General features: G+C 44.8%; 15 protein-coding genes. 5 read left to right on the top strand and 10 right to left on the bottom strand.

The features are described from left to right. Nucleotides 1–344 precede the first annotated feature (344 nt). The 4 genes from AB4351_RS13295 to AB4351_RS13310 all read left to right on the top strand — a co-directional run bounded on the left by AB4351_RS13295 (nt 345) and on the right by AB4351_RS13310 (nt 4,897). Entirely contained in the window at nt 345–1,652 is a 1,308-nt protein-coding gene (locus AB4351_RS13295; protein ID WP_017062307.1) for a TolC family outer membrane protein, read from the top strand. Continuing rightward, on the top strand, nt 1,652–2,269 hold the full coding sequence (locus tag AB4351_RS13300) for an OmpA family protein (protein WP_136982597.1): 618 nt from the start codon (nt 1,652–1,654) through the stop codon (nt 2,267–2,269). The genes AB4351_RS13295 and AB4351_RS13300 overlap by 1 nt, the downstream gene beginning before the upstream one ends. A gap of 135 nt (nt 2,270–2,404) precedes the next feature. Further along, entirely contained in the window at nt 2,405–2,755 is a 351-nt protein-coding gene (locus tag AB4351_RS13305) for a DUF2750 domain-containing protein (protein ID WP_017062305.1), read from the top strand. Between the two features lie 162 nt (nt 2,756–2,917). Beyond that, a complete protein-coding gene (locus AB4351_RS13310) occupies nt 2,918–4,897 on the top strand; it encodes a diguanylate cyclase (RefSeq protein ID WP_372126246.1) in 1,980 nt (659 codons plus the stop codon). A 7-nt stretch (nt 4,898–4,904) separates the two neighbouring features. Here the strand turns inward: AB4351_RS13310 and queC are convergent, their stop codons facing one another. Further along, complete coding sequence (gene queC / locus AB4351_RS13315; protein ID WP_136974304.1) at nt 4,905–5,600, bottom strand: 7-cyano-7-deazaguanine synthase QueC; 696 nt, start codon at nt 5,598–5,600, stop codon at nt 4,905–4,907. A 58-nt stretch (nt 5,601–5,658) separates the two neighbouring features. After that, the gene (queE, locus tag AB4351_RS13320; RefSeq protein WP_346762947.1) at nt 5,659–6,327 is read right to left on the bottom strand and encodes a 7-carboxy-7-deazaguanine synthase QueE; all 669 of its coding nucleotides are present in this window, start codon (nt 6,325–6,327) and stop codon (nt 5,659–5,661) included. Nucleotides 6,328–6,511: 184 nt separating this feature from the next. On the opposite strand from queE, the gene AB4351_RS13325 reads away from it, so the two are divergent. Next, on the top strand, nt 6,512–7,321 hold the full coding sequence (locus AB4351_RS13325) for a Cof-type HAD-IIB family hydrolase (protein WP_017062301.1): 810 nt from the start codon (nt 6,512–6,514) through the stop codon (nt 7,319–7,321). Between the two features lie 100 nt (nt 7,322–7,421). Here AB4351_RS13325 and AB4351_RS13330 read toward each other — a convergent pair whose 3' ends face one another. From AB4351_RS13330 to prpC, 8 genes are all read right to left on the bottom strand, one after another. After that, complete coding sequence (locus AB4351_RS13330; protein WP_372126247.1) at nt 7,422–8,834, bottom strand: NUDIX domain-containing protein; 1,413 nt, start codon at nt 8,832–8,834, stop codon at nt 7,422–7,424. An 86-nt stretch (nt 8,835–8,920) separates the two neighbouring features. After that, nucleotides 8,921–9,400 carry a GNAT family N-acetyltransferase gene (locus tag AB4351_RS13335; RefSeq protein WP_009846623.1) on the bottom strand — a complete coding sequence of 160 codons (480 nt, stop codon included), beginning with the start codon at nt 9,398–9,400 and terminating at the stop codon, nt 8,921–8,923. 215 nt (nt 9,401–9,615) lie between these two features. Next, nucleotides 9,616–10,017: a glycine zipper domain-containing protein gene (locus AB4351_RS13340; RefSeq protein WP_017062298.1), complete on the bottom strand. Its 402-nt coding sequence runs from the start codon at nt 10,015–10,017 to the stop codon at nt 9,616–9,618. Between the two features lie 236 nt (nt 10,018–10,253). Beyond that, entirely contained in the window at nt 10,254–10,700 is a 447-nt protein-coding gene (locus tag AB4351_RS13345; protein WP_050648228.1) for a hypothetical protein, read from the bottom strand. A 147-nt stretch (nt 10,701–10,847) separates the two neighbouring features. Then, nucleotides 10,848–12,752, bottom strand: a complete 1,905-nt coding sequence (locus AB4351_RS13350; RefSeq protein WP_372126249.1) for a propionyl-CoA synthetase — start codon at nt 12,750–12,752, stop codon at nt 10,848–10,850. Nucleotides 12,753–12,870: 118 nt separating this feature from the next. Further along, a complete protein-coding gene (gene prpF / locus AB4351_RS13355) occupies nt 12,871–14,043 on the bottom strand; it encodes a 2-methylaconitate cis-trans isomerase PrpF (RefSeq protein ID WP_372126251.1) in 1,173 nt (390 codons plus the stop codon). A gap of 9 nt (nt 14,044–14,052) precedes the next feature. Beyond that, nucleotides 14,053–16,671, bottom strand: a complete 2,619-nt coding sequence (gene acnD / locus AB4351_RS13360; protein ID WP_372126253.1) for a Fe/S-dependent 2-methylisocitrate dehydratase AcnD — start codon at nt 16,669–16,671, stop codon at nt 14,053–14,055. Nucleotides 16,672–16,772: 101 nt separating this feature from the next. Then, nucleotides 16,773–17,975 (bottom strand): 2-methylcitrate synthase, encoded by a 1,203-nt coding sequence (prpC, locus tag AB4351_RS13365; RefSeq protein WP_372126256.1) that lies wholly within the window; start codon nt 17,973–17,975, stop codon nt 16,773–16,775. Between the last annotated feature and the right edge of the window lie 122 nt (nt 17,976–18,097).

Consider the following 18,097-nt stretch of genomic DNA (forward strand, 5'->3'; position numbering starts at 1 on the left):
ATATTAGCCGAAATATAACATTTAACATCACATAATTCCTAGTTATGAATCGTGCATTTAACATACCGAGTGACAAGGTAATGACGCTGATCACATCACACAATAATGAAAGTGCTCACACTATCAATATAAGTTATTGTGTTTGCGAAAAATAACAGAGCTAAAAACGTAAAATTGACGTTCTCAAAATCATCATAAAACGCACAGCAAACTGTTAACAACTTTACAACCATTTACGGTAGCTTCTCGAGCGAACGTTATTTTTTTGGCGGTTCATCTAAATTTCGTATCTAGCACATTAAAAAGCGTAGGTTTAGATGCAGTCCAATTTGGAGAGATGGAAATTGAATTACATTCAAACGACAACATTAGGGTTAGCTATAGCGCTAAGTTTGCCGACAACAGCACAAACCTTAGAGCAAGCCGTTGCGTTTACATTAGAAAGCAACCCTGAAATCAAAAGTGCTTATAACGAATATATCAGTAAGCGTTATCTTAACGACGCTTCTGGTGGTGCTTATCGACCAAGTATAGACTTAGATGGTGGGATTGGTTATGAACATACTGATCTAGCAACCAACCAAGACACTACCGATCTGACTAGAAAAGAAGCAACGATCACCTTGACCCAGTTAATATGGGATGGCGCTAATACATCCAATGATATTGACCGTACTGCGGCTGATGCAGAGTCCGTGCGCTATCAACTACTATCTAACGCGCAAGACATCGCTTTAGAAGTAACAAAGGTTTATCTTGATGCAGTGAAAGCCTATGAAGTGCTTTCTCTTTCGGAAAGTAACTTAGCGACGCACAAAGAGATATATAACGATATTCGTAAGCGCGTGGAATCAGGTATTGGTTCAACCGCAGATATGTCACAAGTTGAAGCTCGTATTGCGAAAGCGCACGGGAATTTGCTTGCTGCTCAAAACAACCTTTTTGATACGCATACTCAGTTTAAAAGACTTGTTGGTCAATCTCCTTTAGGGTTAACTTTCCCTCGCGCAGATGCGGGTGCAATTCCTTATACCGTTGATGGTGCGTTGGCAAAAGCGTTTAACCAGCATCCAGTCATTAAGATTGCACAAGCCGATGTTGACTCAGCGAAGTTCCAATACAAACAATCTAAGAGTACCAACTACCCGACTGTTTCTTTTGAAGCCGCTCAAACTTGGCGTGATGACGCCGGTGGTACAGAAGGCAGCAGCGATGAGTTTTCTGCCATGGTTCGTTTAAGATACAACCTTTACAATGGTGGTTCGGATCAAGACCGCACAGAAAGTGCAGCCTACCAACTCAACAAAGCCAAGGACCTTCGCGAAAGTACTTACCGCAATGTAGAAGAGAGTCTACGTCTATCATGGAGCGCACTTGATTTAACGGTTCAGCAAAAAGAGTTCCTATCTGACCACGTAGACTCGGCATCAGACACGGTAATCTCATATGAGAAACAATACCGTATCGGTAAACGTACCCTTCTCGACTTACTTAACACTGAGAATGAATTATTCGAAGCTCGTAAAGGCTATTTAGATGCTAAGTATGACGAGCAATACGCAAAATATCGCGTAATGAACGCAACTGGTAACCTACTCATCGGTTTACGAGTTGAGATCCCAGAAGAATGGAATGAAAAGGTGGAATATTAATGAAGCTTACCAACACAGTATTATCGCTTTGCTTCATGGTTGTATCTGCCAATGTTTTAGCTGAAAACAACGAAGATGAATTCGAATATCGCGCTCTACCGCCGGCCACTCAAATTTACGATCTTCAAGATGATGACAATGACGGTGTAATAAACGCGCGAGATTTATGTCCCGATACACAAATTGGTGCCGAGATCGATAACGACGGTTGTGGATCATATTTCGAGTCATCGGAAAAGAAAGAGCTGCATATACTCTTCGCTAATAATTCAACGGAAATAAACCCTGTCTTTCTAGGGCAGATACGCCAAATGGCGGCATTTTTAAAGCGCTACGAAAGTACCAGCATTGAATTGCAAGGTTATGCCAGCAAAGTAGGTAACGCGGAACATAACCTAAAGCTTTCGAAAGAACGTGCATCACATGTAAGACGAGCGCTAATTAGCAACGGTATTCAGCCATCTAGAGTCAGCATCGTAGGTCATGGTGATTCTGAATTCAGCAGTGATGACACCCAAATCAATCACGCACTACATCGAAAAGTTGTTGCTTCCGTTGTTGGATTTAAGGGTAATATCAAAGAAGAATGGCACATCTTCACCAAAATTAAAAAGTAGGCGTACCCAGCTTTTACCATACTGAAACGTTATCTTAAGTTAACGTTTCAGTATGGTGATAATTCCTTGAATAGCATATACCTAAGCCGTCTATAATGTTAATCTTGCCACGTTATCAACATAGAGAATTAATCCATGAGCAAACTAACAGCTGATACTCAAGCAAATCTAGAACTTTTCGTTTCTGAAACACAAGAAACTAAACTGGTATGGGGCCTTCGCAACGAAGAAGGTTGGCTAGCATGTGACTCAAGTGAATTCGAAAACAGCGAAGTGATGCCATTCTGGTCTTCAAAAGAAGATGCTCAAACTCACAACGTTGAAGAGTGGGCTGACTTCGAAGTATTAGAAATTCCACTAGATATCTTTGTAGAAGATTGGTTACTGACTCTTGCTGAAGACGGCGTTCTTGTTGGTACTAACTGGAATGCAACATTAGAAGGCAAAGAACTTGAGCCTTCTGACCTAGCGAAATTATACATCTAATTTCCGATATCGGTCGCACGATTCGCGCGACCGATATACCTCTGATTAGTATCAATAAATCAGAGACCTACCTCGCATAACCACGTAGTCGCACCATTCAAAATTTGAAGCAACATCAAACTAATAATAGAATATCGTTCTTTATCTGATTGATCGTCTCTTGTGAATCACTTCGTTTTTGTTACCTTTCTACTATTCATTAGCTTTTGTTCTTATAGCCAAGTATCAACATCAGATCGTGACCACAATTCACCAGTCTATACCTCCAATCTAAGCTCTACTCCAAATGCTGATTGGAACGCGCTTTATCTCTCTACTTTAAACCACTCTCCTGAGCGCGCATTAAACATGCTGCAAACACGCTACATCGGCTCAACGGTTTATGGAGATAAGCTTTACCTTGCGTCTCTTCTGTATCAATACATGAGCCACCGAGATCAGCCATTCTACGGAATCGCTTCAAACGACAATGACTACCAAGCGATAGAAACAGCGTTTATTTCTGCTCTGAGGAAAGACGGCAAAGGCCAATATGAACAAGCACAACAAGGCTTTCTAACACTTTTGGCGAAAATGCAATCTCGCAGTGATTTAACTGGTAAAGCCTTACTAAAGTACCAGCTATGCCGATCGCTTAACGAGCAAGCTAAATACCATCAAGCGAACTATTACTGCTCTGCCCTTCAGTCAGATTTACATGACATCGCTGACCCTGTATTACCAAAATTCGGGACTTATCGAGTCATCGCGAACAATCATCATTTCCGCAGTGACTATCAAGCTGCACTAGACACCTACCTATCACTAATAAACGTGTTTCCACAAGGGCATGATATTTCAGGGGTTTACAACGATGTGGGTAACTTGCTCAAAGAATTAAAGCAATATGAAAAATCGGCGGAGTATCTAGAGCAAGCTCTCATTCTCAGAGTAAACGCTTCAGATTTAATGAAAGCACAAGTGCATCACAGCCTTGCGAATCTCTACCTTAACCAAGAGCAAAGTGAACTAGCAATTCACCACTTTCAGACAGCAAGAACACTGCTGAGCTCAACGTCGCATAGCTACGGTATTGCACTCACAAGTCTTGGCTTAGGAAAAGCGTACACTCAAACGAAAAACTATGATGTGGCGAGAACCTACCTAATTGAGTCTCTTTCAGCTTCGAGCGAACTGAGCAATGATGTCATTCGCATCAATGCTTACTTGGCGATCAGCGATATGTTCGAAGAACAGAAACTGCCAACGGAAGCACTCAACTATGCTCAACAAGCGCTAGAATTAGCTGAACAAGTCACAAGGCATAAATACATCGCGCAGTCACTTCTTCAGCTTTCTGATATTCATCAATCACTCAGCGATTACCAACAAGCTTTCTATTTCTACCAGCGATACTCGTCAATACAAATGGAAGCTAGAGATATCGACAATCGACTCGCACTCGAAGCGCTCGGCCTGACGCACGCCAAATATGAACAAGAACTAGAAAGCTCTTTCCTGACACATCAGACGAAACTCGACCGCGTTCAAATTGAAAAAATGGAACATCAAAGATGGATGTACAACATCGTTGTTATTCTGTTGCTTTGCGCTGCAAGCTTCACGGTATTGATAAACAAAACGGTTCGCGCAAAAGCAGCAATTGATGGCTTAACGAAAGCATATAGCCGAACTGAGATAATTCGAAGAATCAAAAGAGTGAAACGCTGCAAAGGGACGGACAAACAGCATGTGCTCGTGCTGCTCGATCTAGATAAGTTTAAGAAGATTAATGATGAGCATGGGCACCCTACTGGTGATCGGGCACTGGTCCATATTAGTGATCAAATTAGAAAACACTTAGTGAATGGTGAATTGTTTGGTCGCTTAGGGGGTGAAGAATTTGTCATCATATTAACCGATACCCCACCAGCAGAGGTACGAGAACGCGTTGAAGAGTTGCACTACGCCATTTCAAGCACTGTCTTTTTATCAGAAAGCAAAAAGTCACTTAATGTGACCGCGAGTTTTGCTTATCTAGCAACCTCAAACGCATTAAGTGACTTTGATGACTTGTATTCAGTGCTCGACCAAGCACTCTATCAAGCCAAAAGCAACGGCCGAAACTGCATCATTGATGCTTACAACGAACCAATTGATTGACCTGAGGTTATTTATTCTCAGTCTGTTTGCGAACCAACTCAGCCATAATACCTTCACGATCACCTAGGTAATCGTTAAGGCCAACTTTACGCAGTTCACACGCTGGGCAATCGCCACAACCATCCCCGACAATGCCATTGTAACAAGTCAGTGTTTTATTTCGAACAAGCTCAAGTGCTGAGTACTGGTCGGCCAACGCCCATGTTTCAGCTTTGTTGAGCCACATTAACGGTGTTTTAATATCAAGCGGCTTGTCCATACCTTGTACAAGCGCAGAGTTCATCGCTTTCACAAAGTCATTACGACAATCAGGGTAGCCTGAGAAATCAGTTTCACACACGCCCGTGATTACGGTATTTGCACCGATTTGGTAAGCGTAAATACCCGCTAGAGTCAGAAATAGAATATTACGACCAGGAACGAATGAATTCGGCAGCCCATTCTCTTGCAGCTCATGAGACACAGGAATATCGTCACGAGTCAAAGAGCTGATAGCCAGTTCATTCAACAGAGTCACATCCATCACTTTGTGCGCTTTCACACCAAGCTCTTTCGACAATGACTCAGCAACTTCAATCTCGAGTCTATGGCGCTGACCATAATCAAACGTAATCGCATGAACTTCATCATACTTTTTTAATGCTTGAACAAGACACGTTGTTGAGTCTTGACCACCACTGAATACTACCACTGCTTTTTTCATCTTAAATCCTTACGAGAACCTTCTACTAGCGACTTATCTTGCCCAGTAAAAATACAACCTATGCGATGCTCAAATATTTGTGAGTTTGTATTGATAAGCGCCAATTGCGCTCAATGCAGGTATCAATACAAAGCTGAGTAGCGCGGTCTTTTTGGCTGATTGGTTGCAGAGCGATAACAGTGTCGTTAGGAACTGCTGCTCGCTCCAATAAACCGTCAAGTTGTTCGATGTCTTTGCTTGTACCTACTGGATGCTTAATTTCGTTAGCACGTTGCAAGGCGCTATCTAAGATTTCCAGTTTCGCTTTCATCGCCACTTTCGGTGACACCGTAACCCAAGTGTCCGGTGTGGCTTTAACTTCTGATGTTCCGCTAGTCTCAATCTGACAGCGACAACCGTGCTGCTCAAACGCTTCAGTAAGAGGAACAAGATCATAAATGCATGGCTCACCACCAGTAATCACAATGTGCTTAGCAGTGTAACCTTGCTTGATATATTCATTCACGATTCCTTGAGCATCGATTGCTGACCAAGTAGGTGAATCTTCTGTCTTAACCATAATATCGCCAAGGCTGGTTTCCTCTTCTGGCAACGCTTCCCAGGTCTGCTTGGTATCACACCAAGAACAGCCCACTGGGCAAATTTGCAGACGAACAAAAACAGCGGGAACGCCAGTAAACACGCCCTCACCCTGAATGGTTTCAAACATTTCATTAATCTTGTACAACTTTCCCTCAGCTCAATCATTTGATGAAATTAATCAACCGCAGACCTTAAAGCACTTCCCCCTTTTGGTCAAACAAATGAGTACTGATAAATGAGTTGATCAAAGCCCTAGCCTGAACTTTCAAGTTCCCTTATCCTTTCGCCCATAGATTTCGTTAGCTTTTAATTTTTTAGTAAGGAACAACATGTACAAACTGATTGCTCTTGATATGGATGGCACACTACTCAACAGTGAAAAAGTGATTTCTCAAGAGAACAAAGACGCAATCGCCAAAGCACGAGCTGCAGGTGTGAAAGTAGTTCTCGCTTCTGGTCGCCCTTTAGAAGGCATGCAAAGCAAATTAGATGAGCTTTCGATTGACGGCGAAGATGACTTTGTACTCTTCTACAACGGCTCTATGGTTCAGAACGTATCGACAAAAGAGATCATTCACAGTGAGATCAGCAACGGTAAAGCCGCAAAAGAGATTGCTGCCCTCGCTGAACAGCTTGGTGGTTATGTCCATGCTTTCAGCAAGATCCACGGCTTAATCACACCTGAGAACAATGAGTACACTGGTATTGAAGCGCGTATTAATTGCTTAGATATAACCGAGTTCGACTTTTCTCAACTAGAAGATGACCACGAAATCATCAAAACTATGATTGTCGCTGAACCAAGCAAGCTGACTGAAATCATCGGTAAGTTGCCACAAGAGCTTAAGACTCAGTTTACTATCGTACAAAGTGCACCATTCTTCTTAGAGTTCCTAAACCCGAAATCAAACAAGGGTGTCGGTATTGAAGCGATAGCGAAACACTTAGGCATTAAAGCGGAAGAAGTCATCTGCATGGGTGATGCTGAAAACGATCACCATATGCTTGAATACGCAGGCCTTGGCATTGCAATGGAAAACGCAATGGAAGAAACCAAGAAACTGGCGGATCACATCACAGCTAGCAACGACGACCATGGTGTAGCGGTCGCGATTGAGAAGTTTATCTTCAACTCATAAACGCTCAACAGGTTCTAATAAGAATTACTTTTTGCTTGTTTCAGAAATGACAAAGGCTGTGCACTGCACAGCCTTTTTGATTTTGTGTTAGTCGAGTCGCTTACTCTCTTTTCCATGGCAGACGAAATGCCACCACACCAAACAGAATCAAGATTGGGAAACGTAACGTTTCAACAATAAATGAAGCAATACCGCTGAAAGAGACAAAGCTTCCAGCCCAGCTAATCAGCAGATTTCCCGCTAACAACATCGCCATCACTCCAAGAACGATCTTGAATGAGAACTGACCAACCAAAGGTTTCGAGTCTGTTAACGTCACTAGGCATGCAATCGTCATCAAAATCGCCACCCAGAATGAGAATGTTGGCAGTGGCCATATCACCGTCAGAACAATCGACAGTAAGCACAATGCCCACCAAACACCTTTAGAACTCAATAAGGCGCTAATATCAACATCCGGTTTCGCGTCTAATCTCACGATATGCCACGTCGTTAAAGCGCCTAATACGCCACCCATTAATACATCACTAAAAAACGCACTACCTGAATAAGACTTAAATAGCATGATCCACAGCAGGCCAGCGAGCACTACCAGAATGGCTTTTTGCTCCAAGAGGCGCTTTAGTTTCCAAAAGACTAACAAGGTTAAACTGACCCACAAGGCAGCCAACAGACTTGGAAAACTATACCCACTGCTCATCACCAGTTTCAATGTTGGCAAGTAAGCGTGTGGACGTGGAAAACCAAAACCTTGGTGCGCGATTAAAGTAAGTAGTGTCACCGAGATCAAAGTGAAGCCAAACTTCAACGCGAAGTTACGGCCAAAGTACCAAGCAATTAACGGCAATATCACAATGAAGACCCATGGCTTGGCCAACAAGTCAGTTAAAAGCACAGTATTCGCAAATACGCTTGGCATCTTATCGAACGTGTTTTGAAGTGACACAATCCAATTTAATTCAACTTGATGGACTTTCGGTGCCGCGCCCACCAGCTCAGTCACATACGTCACAGGTTGATCTGTCGCGGATAGGAAGAATTCGTTAATCTCAGACCATTGCTCTGGGTAACGGTATTGATTGGCTTGCAACTCCGTAGGTGGTAATAACATCGCTCGGCTGACTTCCACACCATAATGAGGAGCAAACCAGATTGGTAGCTCAAAGCCACCTAACTCATTTCGAGCTTTGTAACTGATCACTTCAGAGTCAGAGACACAATCATACACAACGGCACTGTCGGTATATCCCAACACATCACCGACCGTTACCGACAACCCCGCCTCTTCCCAAGTTTCTCGTTGCGCCGCGACCGATGGCGGTTCACCAGAAACCACAGTGCCTCCCGGTAGAGACAATTGACCTGTAATCAACTCATCAACCAACACGATTTGGTTATCAGCACGTACTACACACAAGGCGCCCGCGATATGATCGGGCAAAGTGTCGTTTGCCCAAGCGGAAGTAGTACTCAAAAGAGACAGTATGAAAACTAATAAATATCGAATAACCAACGAGTTTACCTAAAAAATAATAGAAGAATATTGAAGACTGCTTTTGCAGTTGAACTATTGTAATCAAAGCCACACAAAATCGCTGTCTACGTTTTGTGCAAAGCCTTCCTCATCCATTGAATGTGAGGTGTGAACCCCATTTTTTGATAGAAGTCCTTGGCAGGCGAGTTAAAGTCCCAAACCTCTACAAAGACTTGTTCAACCCCATAATCATCAAAAGTACTTTCAACTTTGTTAAACAACTTTTCAGCAATCGATTCTTTTCGATAATCAGGCAAGACAAACAGTTCATCGACACTTCCCATCGGCACTGGTTTGCTGACCGTTGAGATAAGCTCACAAAAATGCCCAGAGATAAAGCCAACAATGAGCTCTCCTTTTAATGCCACATAAACCAAACATTCAGGGTCATCCAAGTATCGTGCAATGCTTTTTTCCTGCTCAATCTCTTCTGCCGTTTTAAAGTGCTCTGGGCTAGCAAGGTGGTGGTGATGGTGGAGATCGAACATTAACTCGTTAAGTTGTTCTAAATCCGCGTGCTTTGCGGCCCTTAAGGTGACATTCATGACTATTGCGCTTCTCAAACCAAATTAATATCTAAACTGAGTCTAGTTTACTTGGCGTGAGTATCTATACAAGTTATTGAATTAATTCATTGTTTGAAGTGTGTATTTTAGATACAAAAACGGCCACATTACGTGGCCATTCTGTTTGAATGATTTTGAATTAAACGAATATCGAAGCTATGGTTTTTGCTGTGGCTTTTGCTGTAGCTTCAGCTTTATGCACCGTTATCTTCTTTCTCTTCTTTGAGATCAGCAAGCTGTTGTTCCAGTTCAATAAGCTTAATTTCCGCCTCTACTTCCGCAACTCGCTTTTCTGCATCAGTGCGATTGTCTTGCGCTAGACCATCAGCAGTAACTTGGGTTCGTTGTGCGTTTCTTGCATCGTCCGTATCTTTCATTGAACCCGCAACACCACCGGTCACACCACCTAATGCAGCGCCCTTAACGGCTAAACTCGCATCTCCAGTTAGAGCGCCGGCTGTTGCTCCTAATAAAGCACCACCTACCGCACCACGATTACGTGCGGCATTCTCATTTTCGTTATCCATTGCTGGTGATGCGCAACCAGAAAGAGTCACAATCAGTGTCGCTAAAAGAAAAGGTTTAGTGAATTTCATAGGAGTCTCGCTTAGTTCTTCGTTTTGAGTAGAACCATCTTAAGCAGAGCCGTTAATAAGATAAATAAAGCCACGTTTAGACGATACATCATGTTCAGCTATGTATTATTCAGCCATCGCATAACTGATTAATGATATATAGCTTTGAGCTCGCTTTATCCTCACCAACAAAAAAGGCGACCAATAAGGTCGCCTCAATCGCGCTTTCTCTATAATTCTTGCCTTTCACATATCTCTTAGCCTTTAGACCAAAAGTTTTGCATGTTTGCTACGCTAGGTGGTGGCCTAACACCACAATCTCGATAATGATTTTTATCGCCGATCCCCAGTATCTTGCCATTTTCGTCATCAATCATAGCCGCAACTTTAACACCGTCTCCCACATGGCGAGTTAACACGACAATTTCACCAGCTCTTTCAGACCTTACTGCGCCTAAGATTTGATATTCGTAGCGGCCTTTCCTTGAATTAACGATCATCTTCGAGTTAATAGGGTCGGCTTCATATCCCACACCAATATCAAAAACCGCTTGATAGAGATCGACGCCAGTCTTTGATACACATTTAAATACCTTGGGATGACTCAAAGGTTCTAACAACGCTCTACTCGCTTCATCCTTTGAAATACTGGCACTAGCAGCACCACTGACCAATAAAGCAATCAACAAAAAGTAAGCTCGCATAAAAAGACCTCAATATGTGGGATTCATAATGAGGTCATAGTAAACGCAATGGATAAGCGGATGAATAAAGTAGAGTTTAGGTAAACCATCACGCCGGATTATGTATAAATCAACAAGCCGAAGGTGAGATTACCTAAACTGCGACGTCTATTTGCCGAGCTTTTCAGCAATTTCAGTTAAGCTGGTAGGGTCGTCAATAGTTGAAGGCACCACATATTGTTCACCTTCTGCGATCTGCCGGATCGTTCTACGTAAGATCTTACCTGAGCGTGTCTTAGGTAACCTCTCAACAACCAAGGCTTGCTTAAAACAAGCTACCGCGCCGATCTCATTACGAACCTTGCCAACCAATTCCCTTTGCAACTCAATGCCATCGACTTTTACGCCATCTTTTAACACAACTAGACCTAAAGGAAGTTGTCCTTTCAAGTCATCGTGAATCCCGACTACCGCACATTCTGCAATGGCTGGGTGACCACCCACGATCTCTTCCATTTCTCCAGTCGACAGACGGTGTCCCGCTACGTTTATCACATCGTCGATACGGCCCATAATAAATAGATACCCATCTTCATCGAGATAGCCACCGTCCCCAGAAACATAATAGCCTGGGAATTGGCTCAGATAGCCAGATTCAAACCGATCATGATTGCGCCATACCGTGGGTAAACAACCAGGCGGCAATGGTCGTTTAAGTGCCACAAACCCTTGTTGATTCGTTTGTGCGATTTCACCCAATTCATTGAGGATCTCCACTTGGTAACCGGGTACTGGCTTGGTTGAAGAACCCGCTTTTACAGGCAAAGATTCAAGCCCTGTTGGATTGGCAGAAATAGCCCAACCCGTTTCGGTTTGCCACCAGTGGTCAATAACCGGTTTATTGGTATGAGACTCAACCCAATCCAATGTTGGCGGGTCCAAACGCTCTCCAGCCATAAAAATCGACTTGAGCGATGATAAGTCATACTTGGTGAGTAACTCGCCTTCAGGATCTTCTTTCTTGATAGCTCTAAATGCCGTTGGCGCAGAAAATAACACATCGACGTTGTACTCTTCACACACACGCCAGAATGCCCCCGGATCTGGCGTTCTAACTGGCTTTCCTTCAAACAAGATGGTTGTGCAACCATGAATCAATGGCGCATACACAATATAGGAATGCCCCACTACCCAGCCGACATCAGAAGCCGCCCAAAACACACCATCTTGCGGCATATCGTAGATAATGCTCATCGAGTATTTCATCGCGACCGCATGACCACCATTATCGCGCACCACGCCTTTTGGCTTACCCGTCGTCCCTGATGTATACAAGATATATAGTGGGTCAGTCGCTAGAACAGGCACACATACGTGAGGCAAAGCATCCTCAACAGCTTGCTGCCAAAGTACATCACGTTCGTTGTTCAATTCGGCTAGAGACTGCTCTCTTTGGAATACCACCACTTTCTCAGGCTTCCATCGGCTGTCCATGATCGCGCGATCGACCATCGGCTTATATGGCAGGACTTTATTTATCTCGACACCGCAGGATGCAGTAATCAACACCTTGGGCTCGGCATCTTCAATTCGAACGGCAAGCTCATGAGGGGCAAAACCACCAAACACCACCGAATGCACCGCACCTAGTCGTGCACAGGCCAACATTGCCATCGCCGCTTCAGGAATCATTGGCATGTAGATCACCACACGATCACCTTTGGTAACGCCTTGCGTGGCTAACATACCAGCGACTTTAGCCACTTGGTTACGCAATTGATTGTAAGTGTACGAGGATTGAGTTCCTGTAACTGGAGAGTCGTAAATCAGTGCGGTATTGTCACCTCGCCCATTTTCACAATGATAATCCAGCGCGAGCCAGCAGGTGTTCATCACCCCATCAGGAAACCAACGCTCAATTCCGTTATCGTCAGTTTGTAATATCGTTTTTGGTGGTTCAAACCAATCTATCGCTTGTGATTGTGTTTCCCAAAACGAATTTGGGTCTTCCCTCGCCCATTGATACTCGGTGATGTAATCTGTTTTTCTAGTCATTCGATTCGTAGCAGACATAGTGCCTCCTCCATGATTTATCCATTAGTCCAAGCGACTAGCTTTTAACAGTTTCACTTGGGTGCACTCTTTTCTCAGCGTTGTATTCGTGAACATTTAACCGTTCACGACAATCGCTTTACTTGGGAAAAGGCACACGAATGGCACCTTCCATGATCACTCGGGCACTACGACTCATAATCGCCCTCTCTATTTTCCAACCGCTTTCCGTTTGAATAGCTTTAGCACCCACTTTTAAGGTTCCTGATGGATGACCAAAGGTCACAAAATCTCGGGAACCCTCACCGACTGCCAAGTTCACTAACGTACCTGGCACACTCGCCGCTGAAGCAATGGCGACCGCTGCCGTACCCATCATGGCGTGATGCAGTTGTCCCATAGACAAAGCACGCACCAGAAGGTCAGTACCTTCGACAGCAACCGATTTGCCACTGGAGGCTTGGTACGCTTGAGGCTTAGCAACAAACGCGACTTTAGGTGTATGTTGACGTGATTCAGCTTGTTCTAAAGAATCAATAAGACCCATTGCTACTGCACCATGTGCTCGTATGGATTCAAACAGAGCCAAGGCTTTGGTATCACTATTGATATCTGATTGAAGTTCAGTGCCTTGGTAGCCAACCGATTCAGCATCAACAAAAATGGTGGGTATCCCAGCATTAATGTATGTCGCTTTGATGCAACCCAGATCGGGAACATCTAAAAAATCGACAACATTCCCTGTTGGGAACATAGAGCCACTCGCATCGGCGGGGTCTAGGAAATCAACTTGGATCTCAGCGGCGGGGAAAGTCACACCGTCGAGTTCAAAATCACCTAACTCTTGAACTTCGCCACCAGCGATAGGTACATGAACAATAATGGTTTTCTCTATGTTCACTTGCCATACTCGCACCTCGACCACACCGTTTTCTGGAATACGATTCGAGTCGACTAGGCCACTATGAATAGCAAATGGGCCCACTGCAGCAGACAGATTGCCGCAGTTACCACTCCAGTCCACAAACGGCTTATCAATGGCAACTTGGCCGAATAGGTAGTCAACATCGTGATCGGCTTTACTACTTTTCGAAACAATCACGGTTTTACTGGTACTGGATGTTGCACCACCCATACCATCGGTTTGTTTGCCATAAGGATCTGGACTACCAATCACGCGCAGAAGTAATGCGTCTCGAGCTTCTCCGGCAACTTGCGCAGCTTCAGGTAAGTCACTTAAGTTGAAAAAAACGCCTTTGCTTGTTCCGCCCCGCATGTAGGTAGCAGGTACTTTTATCTGTTTGATGTTCATAACTAGCTCCTACTGTGAAAGAAAGTCTTTGGCAAAACGCTGCAACACACCACCAGCGCTATACACATTCACTTCATCTGCGGTATCTAATCGACAGGTTACTGGCACATCAAGCTTTTCACCGCTTTTACGAGTGATGACTAGAGCCAAATCAGAACCCGCTTCAATGTCGCCGTAAACGTCGTAAAACTCGGTACCGTCGAGTTGCAAGGTGTTGCGATTAGTTCCCGCTTTAAACTGCAAAGGCAACACGCCCATGCCAACTAAGTTGGTTCTGTGAATTCGTTCAAACCCTTCTGCCACAATTACTTCAACACCCGCTAAGCGCACACCTTTGGCTGCCCAGTCACGTGACGAGCCTTGTCCGTAGTCTGCGCCAGCAACGACAATCAAAGGTTGTTTACGGTTCATGTAGGTTTCTATCGCTTCCCACATTCGCGTAACTTGACCTTCGGGTTCAACCCTTGCTAGTGAACCTTGAACGACTTGTCCTGAGTCCTTCACCATTTCGTTGAACAGTTTAGGGTTGGCGAAGGTTGCTCGTTGGGCGGTTAAGTGATCACCTCGATGGGTCGCGTAAGAGTTAAAGTCCTCTTCCGGCACTTCCATTTTGGTGAGGTATTCACCCGCAGCGCTCGAAGCGAGAATCGCATTTGAAGGGGATAAGTGATCTGTGGTGATGTTGTCACCCAGAATCGCTAAAGGTCTCATACCAGATAGGCTTCGTTCTCCCGCCAAAGCCCCCTCCCAATAAGGTGGTCTGCGAATATAGGTACTTTGAGGTCGCCAGTCATAAAGCGGTTCAGTCGTCACCTGTTCCTCGTCTGGCTGGAACATTTTCACGTAGATTTGTTGGAATTGCTGAGGCTTAACGTGCTCACCGACAACGGCATCGATCTCGGCATCACTCGGCCATAAATCACTTAAGTAGATTGGCTTACCATTGTTGTCGGTGCCTAAGCTGTCTTTCTCGATATCAAAGCGAATCGTGCCAGCCAACGCGTAAGCAACCACCAATGGCGGTGAGGCTAAAAACGCTTGTTTGGCATAAGGATGGATTCGACCATCAAAGTTTCGATTCCCCGATAACACAGCGGTAGAGTACAGGTCGCGGTCGATGATCTCTTGTTGGATAGCAGGATCTAGGGCTCCGCTCATACCATTACAGGTAGTACACGCATAGCCGACGATACCGAAGCCTAGCTTTTCCAGCTCAGGTAGCAAACCTGCCGACTCAAGATAGAGCTTGGCAACTTTAGAGCCCGGCGCAAATGATGTTTTCACCCACGGCTTACGAACTAATCCAAGTTGATTGGCTTTCTTAGCCACCAATGCCGCGGCGACCACGTTTCTTGGATTACTGGTATTGGTACAAGAGGTAATTGCTGCGATGATTACGGCACCATCGGGCATCTGCTCGTCGCTGTACTGCTTAGCATGCTGCTCTTTCCAAGATGCTTGACTGATGCCTTGCTGAGCCAGCTCTCTAGTTGGCAAACGGCGATGAGGATTTGAAGGCCCCGCAAGGTTACGCTCAACTTTAGACAAATCAAACTCAAGCACACGTTCGTATTGAGCGGAATCTAAGTCATCAGCCCAAAGTCCGGTTTGCTTGGCATAGCGTTCGACTAGTTCAACCTGCTCAGGCTCACGGCCAGTGAGTTTTAGGTATTGAATGGTCTGTTCATCGATATAGAACATACCCGCAGTCGCGCCGTATTCTGGCGTCATGTTAGATATAGTCGCGCGGTCACCAATGGTCAGTGCACGAGCCCCTTCACCGAAGAATTCCAAATAGCTTGAGACCACTCTCTCATTGCGAAGGAACTCAGTAATCGCAAGCACAATATCCGTTGCAGTTATCCCTTCTTGTCGTTGACCCGTCAGTTTAACGCCGACAATATCAGGCAATCGCATCATCGACGGACGACCGAGCATCACTGTCTCAGCTTCCAAACCACCTACTCCGATTGCGATGACGCCCAGAGCATCAACGTGCGGTGTATGGCTATCGGTACCAACACAGGTATCTGGGAACGCGATGCCTTCTTTAGATTGAATCACCGGAGACATTTTCTCCAAGTTAATCTGGTGCATGATCCCGTTACCCGCAGGGATCACACTGACGTTTTTAAACGCGGTTTTACACCATTCAATAAAATGAAAACGGTCTTCGTTTCTGCGCTCTTCAATCGCACGGTTTTTATCAAACGCTTCATTATCAAATCCAGCGTGTTCCACAGCCAGAGAGTGATCAACAATCAATTGGGTTTCGACAACGGGATTTACCTTGGCAGGGTCTCCACCTTGGTCAGCAATCGCATCTCGTAAGCCAGCTAAATCTACTAAAGCGGTTTGACCCAAAATGTCATGACACACGACACGTGCTGGATACCAAGGAAAATCTAAGTCGCTCTTACGCTCGATGATCTGTTTTAAGCTATCTTCAAGTGCAGCTGGATCACAACGTCTTACCAATTGTTCCGCCAGCACTCTCGACGTATAAGGCAAGGTTTTATAGCTGCTCGGAGATATCGCATCTACCGCTTCACGAGCGTCGAAATATTCTAAATGGGTACCGGGTAAAGGCTTAAGGTACTGCTTTGGTTCAAATTTCACATCAGACATACATCCACCATTATCTGTTAAATTCTATTCGTTGGTTCTCGAGGTCTTATCACATGAAGATAAAAGTCACCTCGAGATATAAGTCGGCTCGATATAGAGAACTAACGTAAATGGATTGGCAGCCAGTCTTGATGCTCTGGCCCGGTGTAGTCTGCACTTGGGCGAATGATGCGATTATTTTCTCTTTGCTCGAACACGTGTGCTGTCCAGCCTGTAAGGCGACTCATCACAAAGATTGGCGTGAACAGTTTGGTTGGGATGTCCATGAAGTGATAGGCAGAGGCATGGAAGAAATCCGCATTACAGAACAAGCCTTTCTCACGCTTCATGACTGCTTCAACACGCTCTGAAACGGCGTAAAGCTGTTCATCTCCCACCTCTTGAGCAAGCTCTTTTGACCAACGCTTGATTAAGGCATTTCGAGGATCGCTTTCACGATAAATAGCATGACCGAAGCCCATTATTTTGTCTTTGTTAGCAAGCATCTGCATGATGTTAGTTTCGGCTTCATCGGCGGTTTGCCAATCTTGGATCATTTCCATTGCCGCTTCATTCGCACCACCGTGCAGTGGGCCTCTTAGTGTGCCAATCGCAGCCGTTACACAAGAATGAATATCCGACAGTGTTGACGCACAAACACGAGCGGCAAAGGTAGAGGCATTAAACTCATGTTCCGCGTAAAGGGTTAGCGAGCAGTGCATCACCTTCTTATGAACTTCACTAGGCGTTTTGTCAGTCAACATCTTCAAGAAATAGCCACCCAAACATGCTTCGCTTTGATCTTCCGTATCAATGCGCACGCCATCATGGCTAAAGCGATACCAGTAACAAATAATCGCAGGGAAAAGCGCGAGCATTCGTTCAGTCGCAGGCAATTGTTCTGAAAAATCAGATTCTTGCTCTAGATTACCTAGCATCGAACAACCCGTTCTCATCACATCCATTGGGTGAGCGTCTGCTGGGATAAGCTCTAGTGCTGCTTTCAAAGGTTGAGGCAAGCCGCGCAGACCAACCAACAATATTTTATAATCATCGAGCTCTTTTTCAGTGGGTAAGTGACCCCTTAGTAGCAGATGCGCCACTTCTTCGAACTGAGCATGATTAGCAAGGTCGGTAATATCGTAACCACGATAAGTTAAACCCGTTCCTGACTGGCCTACGGTACATAGCGCGGTGGTTCCCGCACTTTGGCCACGTAGACCAGCACCACCGATTGCAGGTGCGCTGGCTATTTTTTCGCTTTGTTGTTGGTTTTCTGTTGAAGCCTTTTCGACAACTGCTTTATCACTCAAAGATACAGACATGGTGAACTCCTTTTCTGTGTTAGCCGCCTGCACTCTTTGGTGCTGCCTGTTTATATGTCCGATGATCTTTATGATCGGTACTGGATATGGCGACTAACCATTTCACGTTATTGGATTAAGTT

The sequence above is a fragment of the Vibrio sp. 10N.261.51.F11 genome, from assembly GCF_041471665.1.
GTDB lineage: Bacteria > Pseudomonadota > Gammaproteobacteria > Enterobacterales > Vibrionaceae > Vibrio > Vibrio crassostreae_C.